General features: G+C 37.2%; 13 protein-coding genes and 1 tRNA gene. 3 read left to right on the top strand and 11 right to left on the bottom strand.

Features of this window, described 5'->3' with window-relative positions:
* Nucleotides 1-179: 179 nt before the first annotated feature.
* From P162_RS00790 to P162_RS00760, 7 genes are read right to left on the bottom strand one after another with little or no spacing between them, the layout of a single operon-like run.
* Nucleotides 180-887, bottom strand: a complete 708-nt coding sequence (locus P162_RS00790; protein ID WP_031425260.1) for a LytR/AlgR family response regulator transcription factor — start codon at nt 885-887, stop codon at nt 180-182.
* Nucleotides 888-898: 11 nt separating this feature from the next.
* Nucleotides 899-1,219, bottom strand: coding sequence for an Hpt domain-containing protein (locus tag P162_RS00785; RefSeq protein WP_031425259.1), 321 nt, complete (start codon nt 1,217-1,219; stop codon nt 899-901).
* Nucleotides 1,216-2,253, bottom strand: a complete 1,038-nt coding sequence (locus P162_RS00780) for a sensor histidine kinase (RefSeq protein ID WP_031425257.1) — start codon at nt 2,251-2,253, stop codon at nt 1,216-1,218. Before P162_RS00780 ends, P162_RS00785 begins: the two co-directional genes overlap by 4 nt.
* A complete protein-coding gene (locus P162_RS00775; protein WP_031425255.1) occupies nt 2,250-3,374 on the bottom strand; it encodes an FIST signal transduction protein in 1,125 nt (374 codons plus the stop codon). The genes P162_RS00780 and P162_RS00775 overlap by 4 nt, the downstream gene beginning before the upstream one ends.
* 2 nt (nt 3,375-3,376) lie before the next feature.
* A complete protein-coding gene (locus tag P162_RS00770; RefSeq protein ID WP_241077711.1) occupies nt 3,377-5,782 on the bottom strand; it encodes a PAS domain S-box protein in 2,406 nt (801 codons plus the stop codon).
* Nucleotides 5,721-6,284 carry a heme NO-binding domain-containing protein gene (locus P162_RS00765; RefSeq protein ID WP_031425251.1) on the bottom strand — a complete coding sequence of 188 codons (564 nt, stop codon included), beginning with the start codon at nt 6,282-6,284 and terminating at the stop codon, nt 5,721-5,723. The genes P162_RS00770 and P162_RS00765 overlap by 62 nt, the downstream gene beginning before the upstream one ends.
* A 2-nt stretch (nt 6,285-6,286) precedes the next feature.
* On the bottom strand, nt 6,287-6,700 hold the full coding sequence (locus tag P162_RS00760) for a response regulator (RefSeq protein ID WP_031425250.1): 414 nt from the start codon (nt 6,698-6,700) through the stop codon (nt 6,287-6,289).
* A 560-nt stretch (nt 6,701-7,260) separates the two neighbouring features.
* On the opposite strand from P162_RS00760, the gene P162_RS00755 reads away from it, so the two are divergent.
* Nucleotides 7,261-7,980 (top strand): class I SAM-dependent methyltransferase, encoded by a 720-nt coding sequence (locus P162_RS00755; protein ID WP_051907709.1) that lies wholly within the window; start codon nt 7,261-7,263, stop codon nt 7,978-7,980.
* Between the two features lie 4 nt (nt 7,981-7,984).
* A complete protein-coding gene (locus P162_RS00750; RefSeq protein ID WP_164076165.1) occupies nt 7,985-9,259 on the top strand; it encodes a hypothetical protein in 1,275 nt (424 codons plus the stop codon).
* Between the two features lie 284 nt (nt 9,260-9,543).
* Here P162_RS00750 and P162_RS00745 read toward each other — a convergent pair.
* Nucleotides 9,544-9,626: transfer RNA gene (locus P162_RS00745), tRNA-Leu, on the bottom strand.
* 433 nt (nt 9,627-10,059) lie between these two features.
* Between P162_RS00745 and P162_RS00740 the strand changes: the two genes are divergently transcribed.
* On the top strand, nt 10,060-11,454 hold the full coding sequence (locus P162_RS00740) for a right-handed parallel beta-helix repeat-containing protein (RefSeq protein ID WP_051907708.1): 1,395 nt from the start codon (nt 10,060-10,062) through the stop codon (nt 11,452-11,454).
* Nucleotides 11,455-11,502: 48 nt separating this feature from the next.
* On the opposite strand, the gene P162_RS00735 is transcribed toward P162_RS00740, so the two are convergent.
* The 3 genes from P162_RS00735 to P162_RS00725 are packed head-to-tail and all read right to left on the bottom strand — an operon-like array spanning nt 11,503 to nt 17,106.
* A complete protein-coding gene (locus tag P162_RS00735) occupies nt 11,503-12,189 on the bottom strand; it encodes an ABC transporter ATP-binding protein (protein ID WP_031425242.1) in 687 nt (228 codons plus the stop codon).
* Between the two features lie 50 nt (nt 12,190-12,239).
* Nucleotides 12,240-14,654 carry an ABC transporter permease gene (locus P162_RS00730; RefSeq protein WP_031425240.1) on the bottom strand — a complete coding sequence of 805 codons (2,415 nt, stop codon included), beginning with the start codon at nt 14,652-14,654 and terminating at the stop codon, nt 12,240-12,242.
* Between the two features lie 31 nt (nt 14,655-14,685).
* Nucleotides 14,686-17,106 carry an ABC transporter permease gene (locus P162_RS00725; protein ID WP_031425239.1) on the bottom strand — a complete coding sequence of 807 codons (2,421 nt, stop codon included), beginning with the start codon at nt 17,104-17,106 and terminating at the stop codon, nt 14,686-14,688.
* Nucleotides 17,107-17,118 lie beyond the last annotated feature (12 nt).

Raw genomic sequence — 17,118 nt, 5'->3', positions numbered from 1 at the left:
CAATTTGAAATAAAAGGTTTTATTTACTTAAGAAGAGATCAAAAATTTGAGCGTTATCAATCCCAATAGTGTAAATTTTACTATTGTTCAGCGCATTAATTAAAAAGAAGGGTGGAATATTTGTTATAAATATCAAAAATCAAGTTGAAAATTACTGTTATAGGGATGTAAAGGTTCGGTCAAAGAAGGTTTAACCGCTTCATAAGTTCTGGCCGATTGCTTCTACTAACGGGGACAACATCTTTTTCTATCAAAACACTGTTATCTTCTATATCAATAATATGCTTGGCATTGATTATAAAAGACCTATGTACCTTTAAAAAAAGTTCTGTAGGGAGTTTTTCTTCAATTTTTTTAAGGGTTGAATGAACGGTGTAGTTCTGATCAAAAGTTTTTACAAGAATATAATCCCCTTTTGCCTCAATAAGATAGATGCGATTCATATCGATTTTTATGAGCCTTCTGTCAATATTTACATACAGTTCATTCTTTGGATTTACAGCGCTGGGATTAAGATTAGTGGTGGGTTGTATTATTTTTGAACTCAACGCCTTGTTTACCGCTTTATCAAACCTTTCCTGTGTTATTGGTTTTACCAGGTAGTCTACAATGCAGTCATATTCAAAAGCCTCAATAGCAAAACTTTTATCTGAAGTGGTAAGGACAATATGAGGCGGATTTTTAAGGGTTTGAATCAGATCAAAACCCGTAAAATCAGGCATATGGATATCCAGAAAAATAAGATCCGTTTTGTTTTTATTCAGAAATTTAATCGCAGAGATAGCATCAGAAAACTCTCTTTCCAGTTCTAAATTAGGATTTTTATCGATGAGCTGAGTGATGATTAGCCGTGCAGTATCCTCATCATCAATTATTAAACATTTCATGCTTATTTTTTTTAGAACTCTTCAATGAAAGCAGACATTGCGTGAAGTATTTCTTCAAATTCTGACTGGCTTACATTCTTATCTTCCCGCAGTTCCTCTTCATAGTTTTCTGCGAAAAGATAGCTTTCTTCGAGGCCTAAAATACTAATTTTGTGCTTAAGTTTATGAACATTTACGGCAGCTTCCGTAAAATCTTTGTTTTTAATGCTTGTTCTATACGTTGCGGCTTCTTCCGGGAGCTCCCTCTTTATTACGCTTAAAAGTTTACCTTCAAAAATTTTGTCCCCTCCAGACAATTGGTTTATGTAGGATAAATTTGGCTTTTCTTTCATTTTGGTAGCGTAAAGTAAATACTCGTTCCTTTTTCCTCTTCACTTTCTATTTGAAGGTTCCCTCCATAATGGTCCACAACTTTTTTAACTATGGAAAGTCCTATACCGGTTGAAGATTTATCATTATCAATTTTTTCAAATATGCGGAAAATTTTATCATGGTGTCTCTTAGGGATTCCGCGGCCATTGTCTTTGATTTCAAAACACCAAAAATCACCAGCATTATCTACATTAATTTCAACAAGACCACTTTCTTTATCAATACTCTTTATTGCATTGTGAATCAAATTTTGAAACAATTGTTGTAGTCTGAACTGATCACCAGAAATAATAGGTAAATGTTCATCTATTTTAATCCTGATATGATCTGGAATATAGAGAAGATCTACAATCTCTTCTACCAGTGTCTTTATATTGACCTGATATTGATTGAGAACCGCCTGATCTATGGTAGAATAATTAAGGATGCCACTGATTAGGGCATCCATTTTTTCAACATTTTTTAGGATAGAATCAAAATTGCTCTTTCCCGCATCATCCAGTTTCGCATAATTATCTTCCTGAATCCACGATGTAAGCGCGCTTATGCTCCTCAGGGGCGATTTGAGGTCATGGGAAACCATATGCGCATAATCTGTTAAGGCCTGATTTTTTTTCTCTAGTCTTTGCAATAGGGCCTTTTGCTCTAAGGCAGACTGTTGTAGCTTTTCACTTTGTTCTTTGATATAAACGGCAAGGTTTGCAATCTCAACGGGACCTTCTTCGGTATTAAACTCTTCAATATTTAACGCATTGATGGCGGCACTTAAGTTATCCAATATTTTTTTCTGACCTTCAGCCTCCTTTCTTAATTGATGATTAGCATCAAAGAGTTCATCAGAGCTTATACGCATCGCCCGCTGAAGCATTTTAAATTGATCATCATACGTATCATAAGAATCTTCTACAGCACTCAAAAATGCATCAATTCCTTCTGCTTTTAATAAGGAAGGATCCAGGTATTTTTTTAGTTGACGTTGGAGTAGGGGATTCATTCGCTTATCAATGTTAAGGTCATGGTCTGATTATGAAGGGAGCTCGCATGCTCTCCATAAAAGGGCGCAATTTCCCCATAGCTGTAAAAACCTGTAATGCTGAGGTCTTCACCTATAATATTAATGACTTCTTCAATTTCCTCCTCTGCACGTTGATCTAACACCAATTTTCTTCCCACGCAACTTACCAGTAATGCAAGCTGGGATTTCTTTTTTCTATTTTTAACAGCAAGTTGGGCAGCCTCACTCGCGCCTTGAAGCAATGCATCTGTAGAAGCCATCATTAATTGAACCCTGGATCCCTGTACCATATTGCCCGCAAGGATCATGGATTTCTGATCACGGTCTATGTTTAAGATTGTTCTTACAATACGGTTTTCTTTACCTTCTTCCCTTAAATAAAGGGAATAAAATAAGGAAGCCTGAGGAAGTTCTGAGGCTTTTTCACCCAGATATTTGGAATACAGGTCAAGCGCGGGCTGACCGTCCAGTTCATATAAAATATTCTTTTCTGCTTTGGTTACGAGCCTCTCTGGCCCAAATGGGATCCAGCCGCCATAACTTGCGTAGGAAAATTCTAGGTTTTCCCCGTAAAAACCTATGACAACAACTTCTCCTTCTTCCGCTTTGTTCAAACCTGTAAGGGTTTTCTCAAACCTTGGGCCGTCACCGCAAAGGCCACCGGTAACGCAAAAATTGTTTTCCCCGCTCTCAAGACCTTCTAACAGATCGCTTCCGTTTACAAAACTGCCTTCAGACAAAATAAAAACATGTTTCAAATCATCCTGAGATAGTTCTGATATTAAGTGTTTACCGAGTTCTATGGCATCTTTATCATACTCTTTTATATTGGCCGTTTTTATCTCAAATGAGGAGTTATCAAATTGAACAGCGGTAACTACAATACTGTCCTCAGATATTTTCTTACCAAGGATTTCACCTGCTGTGGAGCCAAAAACCAAATTTTCATAGGGAAATTCTTCCTTGATTTTTTCAATAGTAGTAGTGTTTTCCAGTAAAAAGCGGTCGCCAAATATGAGCACCAGCGGGTTTGTCAATTTTTCTTTTACTGAACTGTATTCCCAGCTTTCTGAAGAATACGTTGCCTGGATTACTTTCATATTTATTTTTTAATACTAAAATAAAATGTCGTCCCTTCGTTAGGTACGCTGTTCAACCATACACGGCCATTATAGAGATCAACAATCTTTTTTACAATGCTCAAACCTATTCCGGTAGATTTTTTATCTGTTGTGGCAGAACTGAAGATCTTAAAGATCTTCTCGTGATACTCTTCTGGAATCCCACAGCCGTTGTCTTTTATAGAAAATATATAGTGATCTGATTGTTCCTCTGCTTCAATTTCCACAAGACCATTTTCTTTATCAATGTAGTTGACCGCATTGCTGATCAAATTCTGAAAAAGTTGCTGCATTCTAGTATTATCCGCATAGATAGTAGGCAGTTTATCTATGATTTTAATCTCAATATGATCAGGTACAAAAATCATGGAAACAATTTCGTTTACCAGAATATTCGTGTCAATCGTATCCTCACTAAGGGCACCGTTTTCGATGCTCGAATATTTAAGGATATTTTCAATAAGATGATCCATTTTTTCCACCTTGGTTTGTATAAGATCCAGATTATTCAAACTATCTGAACCAAGTTGTGCTTTGAAATCTTCTTTCGTCCAACTTATAAGTGCAGATATATTGCGAAGGGGGGATTTTAAATCATGGGAAACGATATGCGCATAATCGTTCAACTGTTCATTCTGAATTTCCAGGTTTTTAAGGAGTTCTATTCGTTGTTGTTCGAGTTTTTTTCGATCTGTAATATCTAAGAATATCCCAATTGAACCTGTGGTTTTTCCATTAACGTCATAATTAGGTGCACCACTTATCAGCCAGTTTCTAGTGTCACCATTTTTTGTTTTTGCCTCTACCTCATAGGAGTTTGAAGTATCATCACTGTTGCTTAAATAATCTTTAGTGGCCGCTTTTTGACTTTCAATATTTGGGAATATTTCATTTATAGGGTTTCCTTTCAATTCCTGTTTGCTGTAACCACTTATTTCCGTAAAACTATTGTTAGTCATAACAATATTATCCTTATTGTCCACTTCGACGAGACCAAGGTTCATATTTGCGATAATACTGCTATATTTCTCCTTTTGCGCCCTCAAACTTTCTTTATAAAGCTTGCTAATTGTTATATCATCATAGCTCCATAAATGTCCCTTGTATAATCCATCATTATAAATAGGTATGTAGCTTCGCTCCACAACACGACCGTCTTTGAGTTTTAATTCTTCGGCTACTACTGTTTTCTTCTCATTGAGAAGTTCCTCAATCCTAACCGGGAAACTTTCTGAATCTTCAAAAAAATGTTTAAATTCTTCCGCGGCATTGCTACAATCGCTGCCCTTCAGAGTATCTGGCGCTACGGGAATTTTGAACATATTGCAAAATTTCTGATTGGTAAGGCTTATTTTGTTGTTTTCATCTTCAAGTAATATGGCAGTACGTAAGTTCATGATGAGCGTTGCCATCCTATTCTCAGATTCCTGAAGTCTGGTGCTGGCGAGCTTCTTCTGTGTGATATCTTCTATGGTGGCGACCAGGTAATCTGTAGTACCGCTCTGGTCCCTTACGGCTGTAACAGAAGTATTTGCCCATAAGATTTCCCCATTTTTTTTGAAATACCTTTTTTCGACTTTGTAAGTGTCTATCTCCCCAGAAAAAATCAAATCTCGGTACTTCTCTGTTTCTGCATTGTCATCAGGATGGGTAAGTTCCTGTACACTTAGGTCGTCAAATTCTTTTGGATTGTAACCCAGCATATCACAAAGTGACTGATTGACCATTATCAAACCGCGGGATAGGGTTTTAGATAAGCTTATGCCTATAGGTGAATTTTTGAAGATTATATTTAATTGCTTGGTCTGATCCTCAAGTAGTTTTTTGATACGAATTTCTTCTGTGATATCCCTGGCGATTCCCTGCGCCGCTATGGGTTGCCCCTCAGAATTATAAATTACACTGGCATTGATCTGTACCGTTTTCTCCCCATCGTTTTTGGTTTGTATTACCGCTTGATAATTATTGAATTTGCCATGGATAACCAATTCCCGAAATGCTTCAAAGGTATATTCCTTATAATCATCTATAACAAGCTCTATAAGGTTTACAGGTTCTTCCTCAACATCATAACCAAGTAAATTGATCGCAGCCTGGTTCATTTTGATAACTTCACCAGAGAGTTTTATGATTACATAGGAATCAATAATATTCTCAAATACCCCTTCAAGTTCAGAGGTTTTACGATCCAGTAAATGGCTTAATTTGCTATTGGACTCTTTTAATTCTTGTGAAAGGTCATAAAGCTCAGAAGATTTTTGTTCAAGAATTGATTCTGCTTCTTTACGCGATGCTCTCTCTCGAATTAGTGCGCGTTCAAGGACTTCAATTTTTTTCTGTAATTGCATGGGATTGCTTGTATATCTTAAAAAGAACTTTGCTTCCATCTTCTTTTAACTTTTCCAGTTCAATTTTAGAATTTTCATGGTAATGTTGAAAAGTTTGATCCATCAATGCCTTGGCAAACATATACATAGATCGATCTGATATATATAGAATTTCAAGATAGTCCTGCTCCTGTTTAATAATCTTAAAAGTGGGCAACTCTGCACCAGGATAGATTTTTCTAACCTGTACATGAATATGATCTTCAACACTTGCGATTAGGGTTAGGGGAGAAGTGTATAAATTAAGTATATCACTGTGATGCCTAAGCAAAACGGTAAAGAAAAACGTACCATACGCATAAATCAGATCGTCTACAGTGATACCCGTAATCTGGCTTAAATTTACAATTAGGCTCTGCATTTCAAAAAAGTCGTACGTACCTACAGAAGTATAGGCGCCGCCTGACTTCAATTCTGAATTTGTAATAATTTCATCTACGGTGTCGAGACCAAATTCCTGCTCAACCATATCCAAAAATTCAGTAAATACGATTCCTTTCATGTTTACAGTTTTATTAATTCATTTAAAGACCAGTATTCTAAGACTGCTTTAAGTTTAATGACATAATCATCATATTTCAAAGGTTTTATAATGTAACCTGCTATTCCTACTTTGTAACATTCAAGCACATCATTGCGGTTATTGGACGTTGTGAGAATTACAACTGGGATATACTTTAAGGTTTCATCATTTTTTAAAATGCGCAGAAATTCAATACCATTCATTTTTGGCATGTTTAGATCTAAAAGAATAATTTCTGGCAAACGCTCATTGCTTTTTAATATCTCCAGAGCGATTTCCCCGTTCTGCGCTTCTCTTATACTATGTTTTAAATCAGAAGTTTTTAGGGTTCTGTTAAGTTTCATTACCTCGATCTCATCATCTTCAATAAAAAGTACGTTCAGTTTGTTTCTCATTTTGCAAATTATGAATTTTTATTCTTTCAAATATGCAAAAAATAGGATTTTGTAGGATATTAATTCGGTTAATCAGATTTATATGTCGATGAATGGAAGAAATGTATAGATGAAATGTTTTTAAAATTTACTATGGAATACTACAGCAATTAGTGTTTATTTTCCGTAAAATGGAAAAACTTCAACACTTAAATACCAGGTTAATTTTAGCCATAACTTATTGGCAATGTGTTCAAAATCATATTTATAAATCATAGGATTGATATTGGTTTTCATCAAAAGCGTTGCTTATTTCCTATTATTGACGGTTATAAATGGCTTTATCGAGTATTATAGAACCTTTAGCGAAAGGAGAAATAATTATAGTATTAAAATGTTACTTTTCAACTATTAATGTACTGTGGTAGGGAAGACTACTTGGCTTAAAATACCTTTTCAAACGATTTATTGACGCTATAAAGGACTAGTTCATTTCCTTAAATATTAGAAAATTCCTTTGAAAAAACATACAAGCCTCTGTAAAATCTACTTCAAAACTAAAAAGGATTTAACCATTCGATATGCTAGAGAGTAATAACGCACAGGAATATACTTTAGAGAAAGTTTGGAACGAAAACAATAGCAATTGGCATGATGGCACATATCTACAGCCAATCATTCCCATAATTTCAGAATACCTAAATGGGCAAAGAAGTAATCGTTCGCTATTGGATTTTGGTTGTGGGTTTGGAAGGTTATCAAATATTTTTGATAAATATGGTTTTGAGGTTGTTGGTATAGATTCTAGTCAGGAACGTATTGAAAAAGCTACGCTTGATTATCCCTCTGTTCATTTTGAACACTTTTTATTTGTGAATACGCTTCCCTTTGAGGATAATTCTTTTGACATAATATTTGCAAATAGCGTACTTCAATATGTCAATCACCAAGACTTTTTAAAAGAGTCTAACAGAATTTTGCGTGAAGGAGGGAGTGTAATATTTATTGAGAATTTAAAAAAAAATCCGATAACCGGGCTAGGTAGGTTTTTTTTAAAAATAACAAAGCACAAATATCAATCTTATCCCTGGAATCATTTCACTTTTAAAGAATTGTCAGCTCTTAAAGATCATTTCAATTATTCTAGATTTGAGATTTTTCACATAGTTTCACCAGCAGCATATTTAAAAGTAATTAGGAAATTTTATCCCTATTTCCACAAATTAGACACTTTATTATTGAAGAGAAATTTCTTTAAACAATACGCCTGGCTTGGTGTGTTCATAGGACAAAAAAAATAATTTAATGACATCCATTTCCGAAAAGTATGCTTCTCGTAAAATATCGATGAAACTAATCGTAGGTTTTTTATCAGATATCTATCATTCTGGTAAAATTACGGAACTGGTTTCTTTTGCTTTTTGGGAATTAAAATACCAGCTACGTTTTTATAAAGCACATGAATTCGTCAATTTTTTGGATGATACTCCTTTACATACAGTAGTTGCTATTGATAAAATTAGTATAAAAAATGACTCTTTTTGCACCGTAAATTGTAAGTATAATTGGGTGAAAATTTGTTTGAGCAATAGCAATATATTTTTTGGGAGTACTTATAATAACCCTTCTGTGTTATTACGCTCTTTGAATGGAAGCAGCCCAGAAAAATGCTTCGAATTTAGTAATAGGATTGAAAGTATTTTTATAGATAAGTTAGATAACCTTTTTGTATGCTCTGGTGGAATACTGTTTAAATCCAAGGCTAATAAGATCAACTTTAAAAAGGTTTTAAAGTTTTCAACTCCCACAAGTTATTTTCGTCCTGAGTCTATCACAGAAAATCTTAAAGGTGATCTGTTCATTGGAGAATATGCCAATAACAAGGATGGAAAAAAATGGGTTTTTGTTGGTTTTATATATCATTCGATTGACAATGGGAATACCTGGTCTAAAACTGATTTTTTAAGCAAAGAAGGTATTAATAAACACATCCATATTCTAAAATGGAGTAAGCGTTTGAAGGCCCTGATAATGACAGAGGGCGATAATAAAAAAGGTATCTGGGTAAATAAATCATTTAATAGATTTAATACACCTTCACAAAATCCGAATTTAGGATGGAGAAAAGTAAATAGCAGACATATTGATAAGGGAGGTTATACAGCGATTATAGAAGTAAATGAAAAGATCATTTTTGGAACGGATTACTACGGGGGTACTAATTTCCTGGTATCTACTACTGATCTTAAATTATTTAATAGTAAGGTTATGCCAGACCCCTATCGTAGATCTATGATCAGTAGAATGGTTATAAGACGTGATAAAAATGGAACCAAAGAAATTTGGGCCAACTTGTATTTTAGAGATAGCAAAAGTGTTAAAAGTCTATTAATGTTATCAATAGATTGTGGATCTACTTGGCAAAGAGTGATTGAATATGATGCAACCCAATATGAAGTTGATATTATAAGTGATTCTATAAATTTCAAAAATAACGTCTACATCTCAATACAGGATAGGGAAAAAAAATTCGCGAAAACGTTTTGCATAACAAATACAGAAGAGAATTCTAAATACTGATTTAGTATCGTTGCCCCTGTTAAAGACCTGGCATAGTTATTCATTAAATTAGTTTTCAACTTGGGCAACTCAACTAATAGAATATCTATGCTAAAGAAACAGACTGCCCTGAATAATTATTCACCTGCAAAAAAATAAACAAAAATATGCTATTGAATCTAAGCTCAAAACTTCATGAAGAATTTTGAAAAAACGCTGGACAAACTAAAAATTTTCGGATTAAATTAATTTCGTAGATAAAACAAAAAAACCTGATAATCTATCGATTATCAGGTTTGAAAAAGTACCCGGGATGGGACTTGAACCCACACGTACGTAGTACACACGGCCCTCAACCGTGCCTGTCTACCAATTTCAGCACCCGGGCATTAATAGGCTTGCAAAGTCAATTTTAAGTCAAAAAACCGATTTTTTCCGAATTGGTCGGCAAATATAGGGGTTTTGAATTTTCTAGGATATCAATTTTATGATAATATCTTATAAAAATCAATTGTTGAACTTTTGGCAATTTTCTTTTCAAATGTGACCATTACTCAGATTGAACCTCTTGCAGTTGGATTTTATCTCATCATAAATTCTGATTCGGCACATTTCAATTAAGGAATATTTTAAAACCTTGTTATACAATTAAATAACCTACAATACATTTCTTTTGATTTTGTTGGCATTAATTATGCTTTTAAACGTTTTATAGTTATATTTGAACGATATTTTATAATAAAATTATGATAAACTAATTTAGTCGGTATTTAATAGTTCGCACAGATCACCCCAGATCATAACCTTTTAAAAGTCTTTTTATGCAACGTTTTTTTCAAAACATATTCTTACGATGCTCTCTAATCGTTTTTAGTGTTTTCCTTTTATTTTCGTGTTCCAGCGATGCGATAGAAAACGAATTTATGGAAGTGGAAACGAATTCCCCACCGCAGGAAATTACCGGTACACGGGATCCCGTGAAGGAACTTCCTTATCCTCAAATTTCAAAAAAAGAATACCTTATCGATGTAGAGCGTTGGGATATTCCCAGCAACCGTACAGATGCAGATAAGACAACTGAAAACCTTCAGAAAGCTATTGACTGGGCGGTAGATGAGGGTTATGGTATCATTAAATTACCTGCGGGACACTTTCTTGTGGGTAGGTATGGGAACGATATTTATCAGGCGGGCATTGCCCTGCGCAGCAATATGGCATTTATGCTGGACAAGGATGCAATCATAGAAATGGTGCCAAACGATAAATGGAACTATTGCGTCTTGGAGGTTACCGCTAAGGAGCGCGTGGTCATTTCTGGAGGTACCATTATTGGCGATCGTGATGATCATACGTATACGCCGAGGCCTAAAGATGGCTATACTTCACATGATGAGGGTCATCTGGTTTGTATTCAGAATGAGAGCGCCTATGTTACCGTTGAAAATGTGAAATTGACAAAGGCAAATGGCGACGGTATTTTACTGGTAGGGCAGAAGGGGCCTGGTAGTTCCGTAAAGCATATTAATATCAAAAACAACGAGTTCGTACAGAACCGCCGTCAGGGCATTTCAATTGTGGGCGGAGAAGATGTGCTTATTCAAAATAATGAGATTCACCATACCTCTGGCACTTCCCCTCAGTTTGGTATTGATATAGAAAGCCGAATTTACAAAAGTGATGATGTGCGCATCGTATCCAATTATTTTCACGACAACCGCGGTGGGGATATTGTAAATGTTGACGGAACCAATGTCCTTATTGATGGAAACATTCTGGAACAGGGAGATGATAGCGAGTATATTGACGGACCAATAGTGTACCGAAAAAATGCGGATATGACCGTTCGTGGTAACGAGATAACCATGCGAACCATGTCTGTCAACAACTGGAATGGTATTATCATGTATTCCAATAATTCCCTTAAAACCAACCCAGCAACGACCTACATTTATGAAAACACATGTAATAATTGTGGTTTTTATATGTATAAAGGGGCAGATCTGGAAGTAAGGGACAACACATTGATCAACGGCCATCTCGTATTTTCAAAAATGGAAAACCTCATCGTTGAAAATAATAAAGTAGAACATAAAAGCAAATGCTGGGCGTACCGCTTTAAAAGGGTAACGGGTTCCGCAAGCGGAAATACCTATAATGGACAGGATTTTAACATTCCGTTAGGTGATGAACCCTGGGATGGTTGCTGGGTTTATTAAGACAAGTCTTAACACATCCCATTATATGCTGTCAACATGTACTGCATGTTATTGGGATGGTTGTTGATCCCGTATCCAGCTTCCATCTAGCAAATGTATTGTTCTTGAACCATAGGCGGCGTTATCCTCGCTATGTGTGGCCTGGATTATGGTCACCCCGTCTTCCTCATTTAATTGCTTAAAGAGCTGCATGATCTCATCACTTTGTTTAGAATTAAGGTTTCCGGTAGGCTCGTCTGCCAAAATAAGTTTTGGTTTTGAGATCAGTGCCCGTGCCACGCCCACAAGTTGCTGCTGACCGCCGCTCAGCTGCGCCGGGAAGAGATCTTTTTTGCCCACAATATTGAAGCGATCCAGCATGTCGCCTACCATCGCTTTCCGCTCTGCGGACTTTACATTTTTGTACAACAATGGGGTTTCAATATTCTCATAAACGGTAAGTTCATCAATAAGGTGATATTGCTGAAAGACAAAACCTATGTATTCTTTATACAATTTTGCCCTTTGCTTCTCTTTCATCGTGTGGATAGGCTCATCCATAAAAAGATATTCCCCTTCCTGAAAATCGTCAAGCATGCCAATGGCGTTTAGTAACGTGGATTTTCCTGATCCAGAAGGTCCCATGATAGATATAAATTCCCCTTCTTCAATATTCAGGTTTATATCGTTTAATAAAAATATACGTCGGCCACCATTTTTGACCCATTTATAAATATGATTGAGTTGTAGTAACATGTGTTTTTTTTGATTAGAAAATTGAATAATTGTTTGAAATACCGCTGTTTTTAGTCCGTTTTTAGCGCTTTTACCGGGTTTTGTAAAGCCGCTTTCATACTTTTTAGGCTTATTGTGAGCATGGCAATGGTAATGGTAAGCAAAGCGGTAAGCGCAAAAATGCCCCATCCTATGCTTATGCGATACGCAAAATCCTGCAGCCAGCGGTTCATCAGGTAAAACCCTACGGGAAAAGCGATCAACAGGCCTATGCTGACCGGTTTTATAAAATCTTTTGCCAGCATGCCCACAATCTCAGCCACATTAGCGCCTAGAACTTTACGAATCCCGATCTCCTTAAAACGCTGTTCTGTCGCAAAAGTGATCAACCCGAACAATCCCAAACAGGCCACAAAAATGGTCAAAAGAGTGAAAATACTAAGAATTATGCCCATTTTTTGCTCTTTGCTGTAGGTCTGCTGAAAAGATTCATCCAGAAAGGCATAGGTAAATGGATCCTCTGTGCTAAAGTTGCCCCATTTTTCTTTGGCAAAGGCAAGAATAGAAGCTATGTCTGCATTTCTGGTTTTTAAGATTAAGCCGCCGTAGGGATTGTATGTCAAGACAAGCGGCTCTATCTCGTAGTGCAGTGATTTGAAATGAAAATCTTTGATCACGCCTATAACGGTAAACTTTTCGTTTTGAGGATCTTCTGCGCGTTCAAATTCTTTACCAATGGGATTTTTTCCCAGGCCCAGGATTTCGACAGCTTTTTCATTAAGAATGGCTTTATTGGCCTCGTTTTTAAATTCCGTGGAAAAATTTCGACCTTGCGAAAGTTCCAGCCCCAGTGTAGGAATATAGGCTTCATCTACGTCGTAAAAGAAAAATTTACGTAAATAGTTACCGTTTTTAAATATACCCCGCGTATTGTTGTCTGTTTCTCCCGCAGGGACAAAAGCCGACTGGCTGACGCTGGCTATATTTGGGTTTTTGAGAAGCTCTGCTTTGTATGATTTTACCTGTGTACTTCCCAATTTATAGGCGTTCCGCAGGATAATTACCTGATCTTTCTGATAACCGAGTTTTTTATGCTGAATAAACTGCATTTGCTTATAAACGACCAGGGTAGCCAGAATAAGTGAGGCAGATATGACAAATTGAAAAATCACCATTCCGCTTCTCAAACTGTTTCGCTTTCCACCGCCAGAAAACTTGCTCCTAAGTGCCATAAGAGGCTTAAAAGAGGAAAGTACAAATGCAGGATAGCTTCCGGAAAACAGACTTACTAAAACAACAAAGCCTAATAGAAGTAGTATATTTTGGGTGGAGAAAAAGTCCATGAGAAGGAGCTCTTTCCCGGTCAGCGTATTAAAAGAGGGCAAAAGCACCGCAATCAATCCCACGGCCAGCAGCGCTGCAAAAGTACAGGTGATAAAAGATTCAGTTAAAAATTGCCCCACCAGCTGTTTTTTTGCAGATCCCAGCACCTTTCTTATCCCTACTTCACGGCTGCGTTTTGTCGCGGTTGCGGTAGCCAGGTTTATAAAATTGATGCAGGCGATAAGCAACATGAACAGCGCAATGGCGCTAAAAATATACACATATTTGATATCTCCGGCAGGTGAAAGTTCGGTACTGGAAGCAAAGTCAGAATATAAATGAATGTCAGTGAGGGGTTGCAAAAACAAGCCGATTCTGCTATTTTTCTGAAATTCCTCATAGGGAATTCCTATGGCTTTTTGAACCTGATCCCCCATATATTTTTCTAAAAGTCCGGGGATCTGCTTATCGATACCGCTCAACGAGGTATTCGGTTTAAGTAGCAGATATGTGGCAAAACCAGAGGTTACCCAGGAATTAGTAATGCTAAGCGAGTTGTGCTGCATAGGTATAAACACATGGAACTGAAAGTGCGAATTGTGTGGGATATCCTGAATAATCGCGGTTACTACCAGAGCTTCTTCGATATCCTGAACGTGTAAACGCTTACCAAGTGGATCTTCATCACCAAAATATTTTTTAGCTTCCGAAGCCGTCAATACGATGGAGTTGGGATTTAAAAGTAGCGTCTTGGCATCACCTTTTAGCACCTTTAAACTGAATATATCGAAGAAATTAGGATCTACATAAGCAGCTTCCACATGTTCGTAAGTAGTATTGTTGTAACTAATTTTAGGATTGTAGAGCGTACTCAAACGGGTGGAACTTTCTACCTGTGGAAAGTCTTCCTTAAAGGTTTTGGCAACGGGAGCGGCCACCATGGCTTCTTTAAGTTCTTCTCCATTTACATTGCCGCGAAGCACCACCCTGGCGATACGATCTGCATTGTCATAAAAGCGATCATAACTAAGTTCATCCCAGACATAAAGCGTAATTAATATACAACTGGCCATGCCCAGCGCGAGTCCACTACAGTTCAGGAAGAATAAAGATTGGTTCCTGAGCAGGTTTCTCCAGGCGATTTTTAAGTGATATTTTATCATTTTGAGTTCTTTTTTGATGGCTTCTTGATTGTCATTCGGCTTTTAAGGATCGTGCCGGGTTTTGCAATGCCGCCTGTATTGTTTTTACACTTATCGTGGCAAGCGCGATTGCCAGAGCCAGGGCCCCAGCCCCTAGGAATACCCAGATGCTCAGCTCTATGCGATAGATATAATCTTGAAGCCATCGCTGCGCAAAGTACCACGCGATGGGAGTGGCAATGAGAAAGGCAACTACCACCAATTTTAAAAAGTCCATAGAAAGCATTATCGTAATCTTTGCTACGCTGGCACCCACGACTTTGCGGATACCAATTTCTTTTCTGCGTTGTTGCACGACAAGCAGTGAAATTGCAAACAAACCGATACAACTAAGAATAATCGCGATAATTGAACCACCGGTAATCATCGTGGTCATGGTGCGCTCCCTTTTTAGGGTACGGTCTATATTTTCATCTAAGAATGAAGCCTGAAACTCTGCATTAGGCTCAATTTTTTTCCATGCATTTTTTACTATTTCAAATGATGTATTTATGTTCTGTGGTATAACTTTAACATAGGCATAGCGCAGGTTCCATTTCGGTTTTAAGAACAAGGTAAGGGGTTCTATGTTCTTGCTCAGTTCCTGAAAATTATAATCTTTAACAACACCTATTACTGAATAATGGATAGAATCATCCAAAGTAATACGGGCTTCCAGGGGATTTTCTTCTTTTAATTGCCTTGCCATGGCTTCATTGACGATAATTCCAAGACTATCTGTTGGAAACCCCTTATTAAAATCACGACCGGTCACAAGCTCCAGGTCCAGGGTTTTGGTATAATCATAATCAACCATAAGTAAATTGGTCGTTACAACAGCACCTTTATAATCAAAACCCATGGTGCTTGTCATGTTTGCTCCATCCTTTCCACGGCCTAAAATATTATTAGAGGCAGTTACGCTTACAATACCGGGTTTGTCTTGCAACTCGTTGCGCAATAATTGCATAACCACTCCATCTTCTTTCGTTCCGTTAAGTGGAAAAGCGAGTACCTGCGTTTTATTGAAGCCCAGATCTTTGGTGCGCATAAATTCTAATTGTTTATAGAGGACCAGTGTACCGCAGATCAGTAAAATCGCTATGCTAAATTGAACGACCAGTAATGTATTGCGCAAATGGTTATTTTTTGTTGCCCGTAACTTGCCTTTTAGAGCCTGTAGCGTTCTAAGCCTGCTCAATAGGAAAGAAGGATATCCACCGGCCAGTAGCGTTACACAGAATAAGCCTACTATAGAGCCTGCAATAATCCCAGGCTTTAATACATTTTGAAAGGACGCACGTGTTGAAAATAAAGTTTGAAAAGATTCTAAGAATACATAGGAGATCAAAATCCCCAAAAGAGCCGAACAAATGAAAACAAGAACGCTCTCACCCCAAAACTGAATAAACAGCTGAATTTTATTCGCTCCCAGTGTTTTGCGCATTCCAATTTCACGTAGACGCTTGGAGCTTTTGGCAATGCTCATATTAATGAAATTTACGCTGGCAATAAAAAGGATTAAAAAGGCTACCCCCAGCACCAGATAGGGGTAAAGTCGACTTACATCGGCTATGCCATTTCTGGGCGTTGTAAAATGCCTGTCCCGTATATTTAATAAGCGTTGCTGAATATACTGGCCGTTTTTGTCTGGCTGTATACCATCTCGATTTGCATTTTGAAAATCATCTTTATAATGAAGAGCGGTAAATGCGCGGGTTGCTTTCTCAAATTGAGCCGGATCAATACCTTGTGCCAGTTGCAGATAAACCTCGTGATTGGAGCTGTCCCAATCTTCCTTTTTATCAGCATATGCCGCTGCAGATTGATTTTCAAAAGCAAGCACAAGGTCAAAAACGAGGCTGCTTTGATCAGGAAAATTTTCTGTGATTGCTGAAACTGTAAAGGGTTTTTCTTCCCCTTCAGAGAGGACAGTAATTGTTTTTCCCAATGGATCGCTACTGCCAAAGATTGTCTTCGCTGCATATTCTGTAATCGCAACAGAAGACTTGTTTCCTATAGGGTTCGTTTTATCGCCTTTAAGAATGGGAAAACTGAACATTGAGAAAAAATCAGGATCTACATAAGCTGCACTTAATTGTAATTGTTTTTCACCATTAATGACCAGCACGCCATGCCCATTAAGACGTGTGATTTTTTCTATTCCCGGAACTTCTTCCTTTAGCGCCGCCGCAAAAGGTATAGGCTTCGATATACTGGCCTCAGCACCATCAGGAGTTTGTTGTGTATGATAACTTTGATAGATACGATCAGCATGATCGTGAAAGCGATCATATGATAGTTCAAATAGTGCGTATATACTCAATAAGACAGCAACACAAAAAGCGACGCTTAGCCCAAGAATATTTAGTGAGGTGAAAGTGCGTTCCTTCCATAGATTACGAAAGGCAATTTTAATATAATTGCGTATCATATTTGATTGATT

It is taken from the genome of Flavimarina sp. Hel_I_48 (assembly GCF_000733945.1).
Taxonomy (GTDB): domain Bacteria; phylum Bacteroidota; class Bacteroidia; order Flavobacteriales; family Flavobacteriaceae; genus Leeuwenhoekiella.
This window is presented reverse-complemented; position numbering and strand designations above follow the sequence as displayed.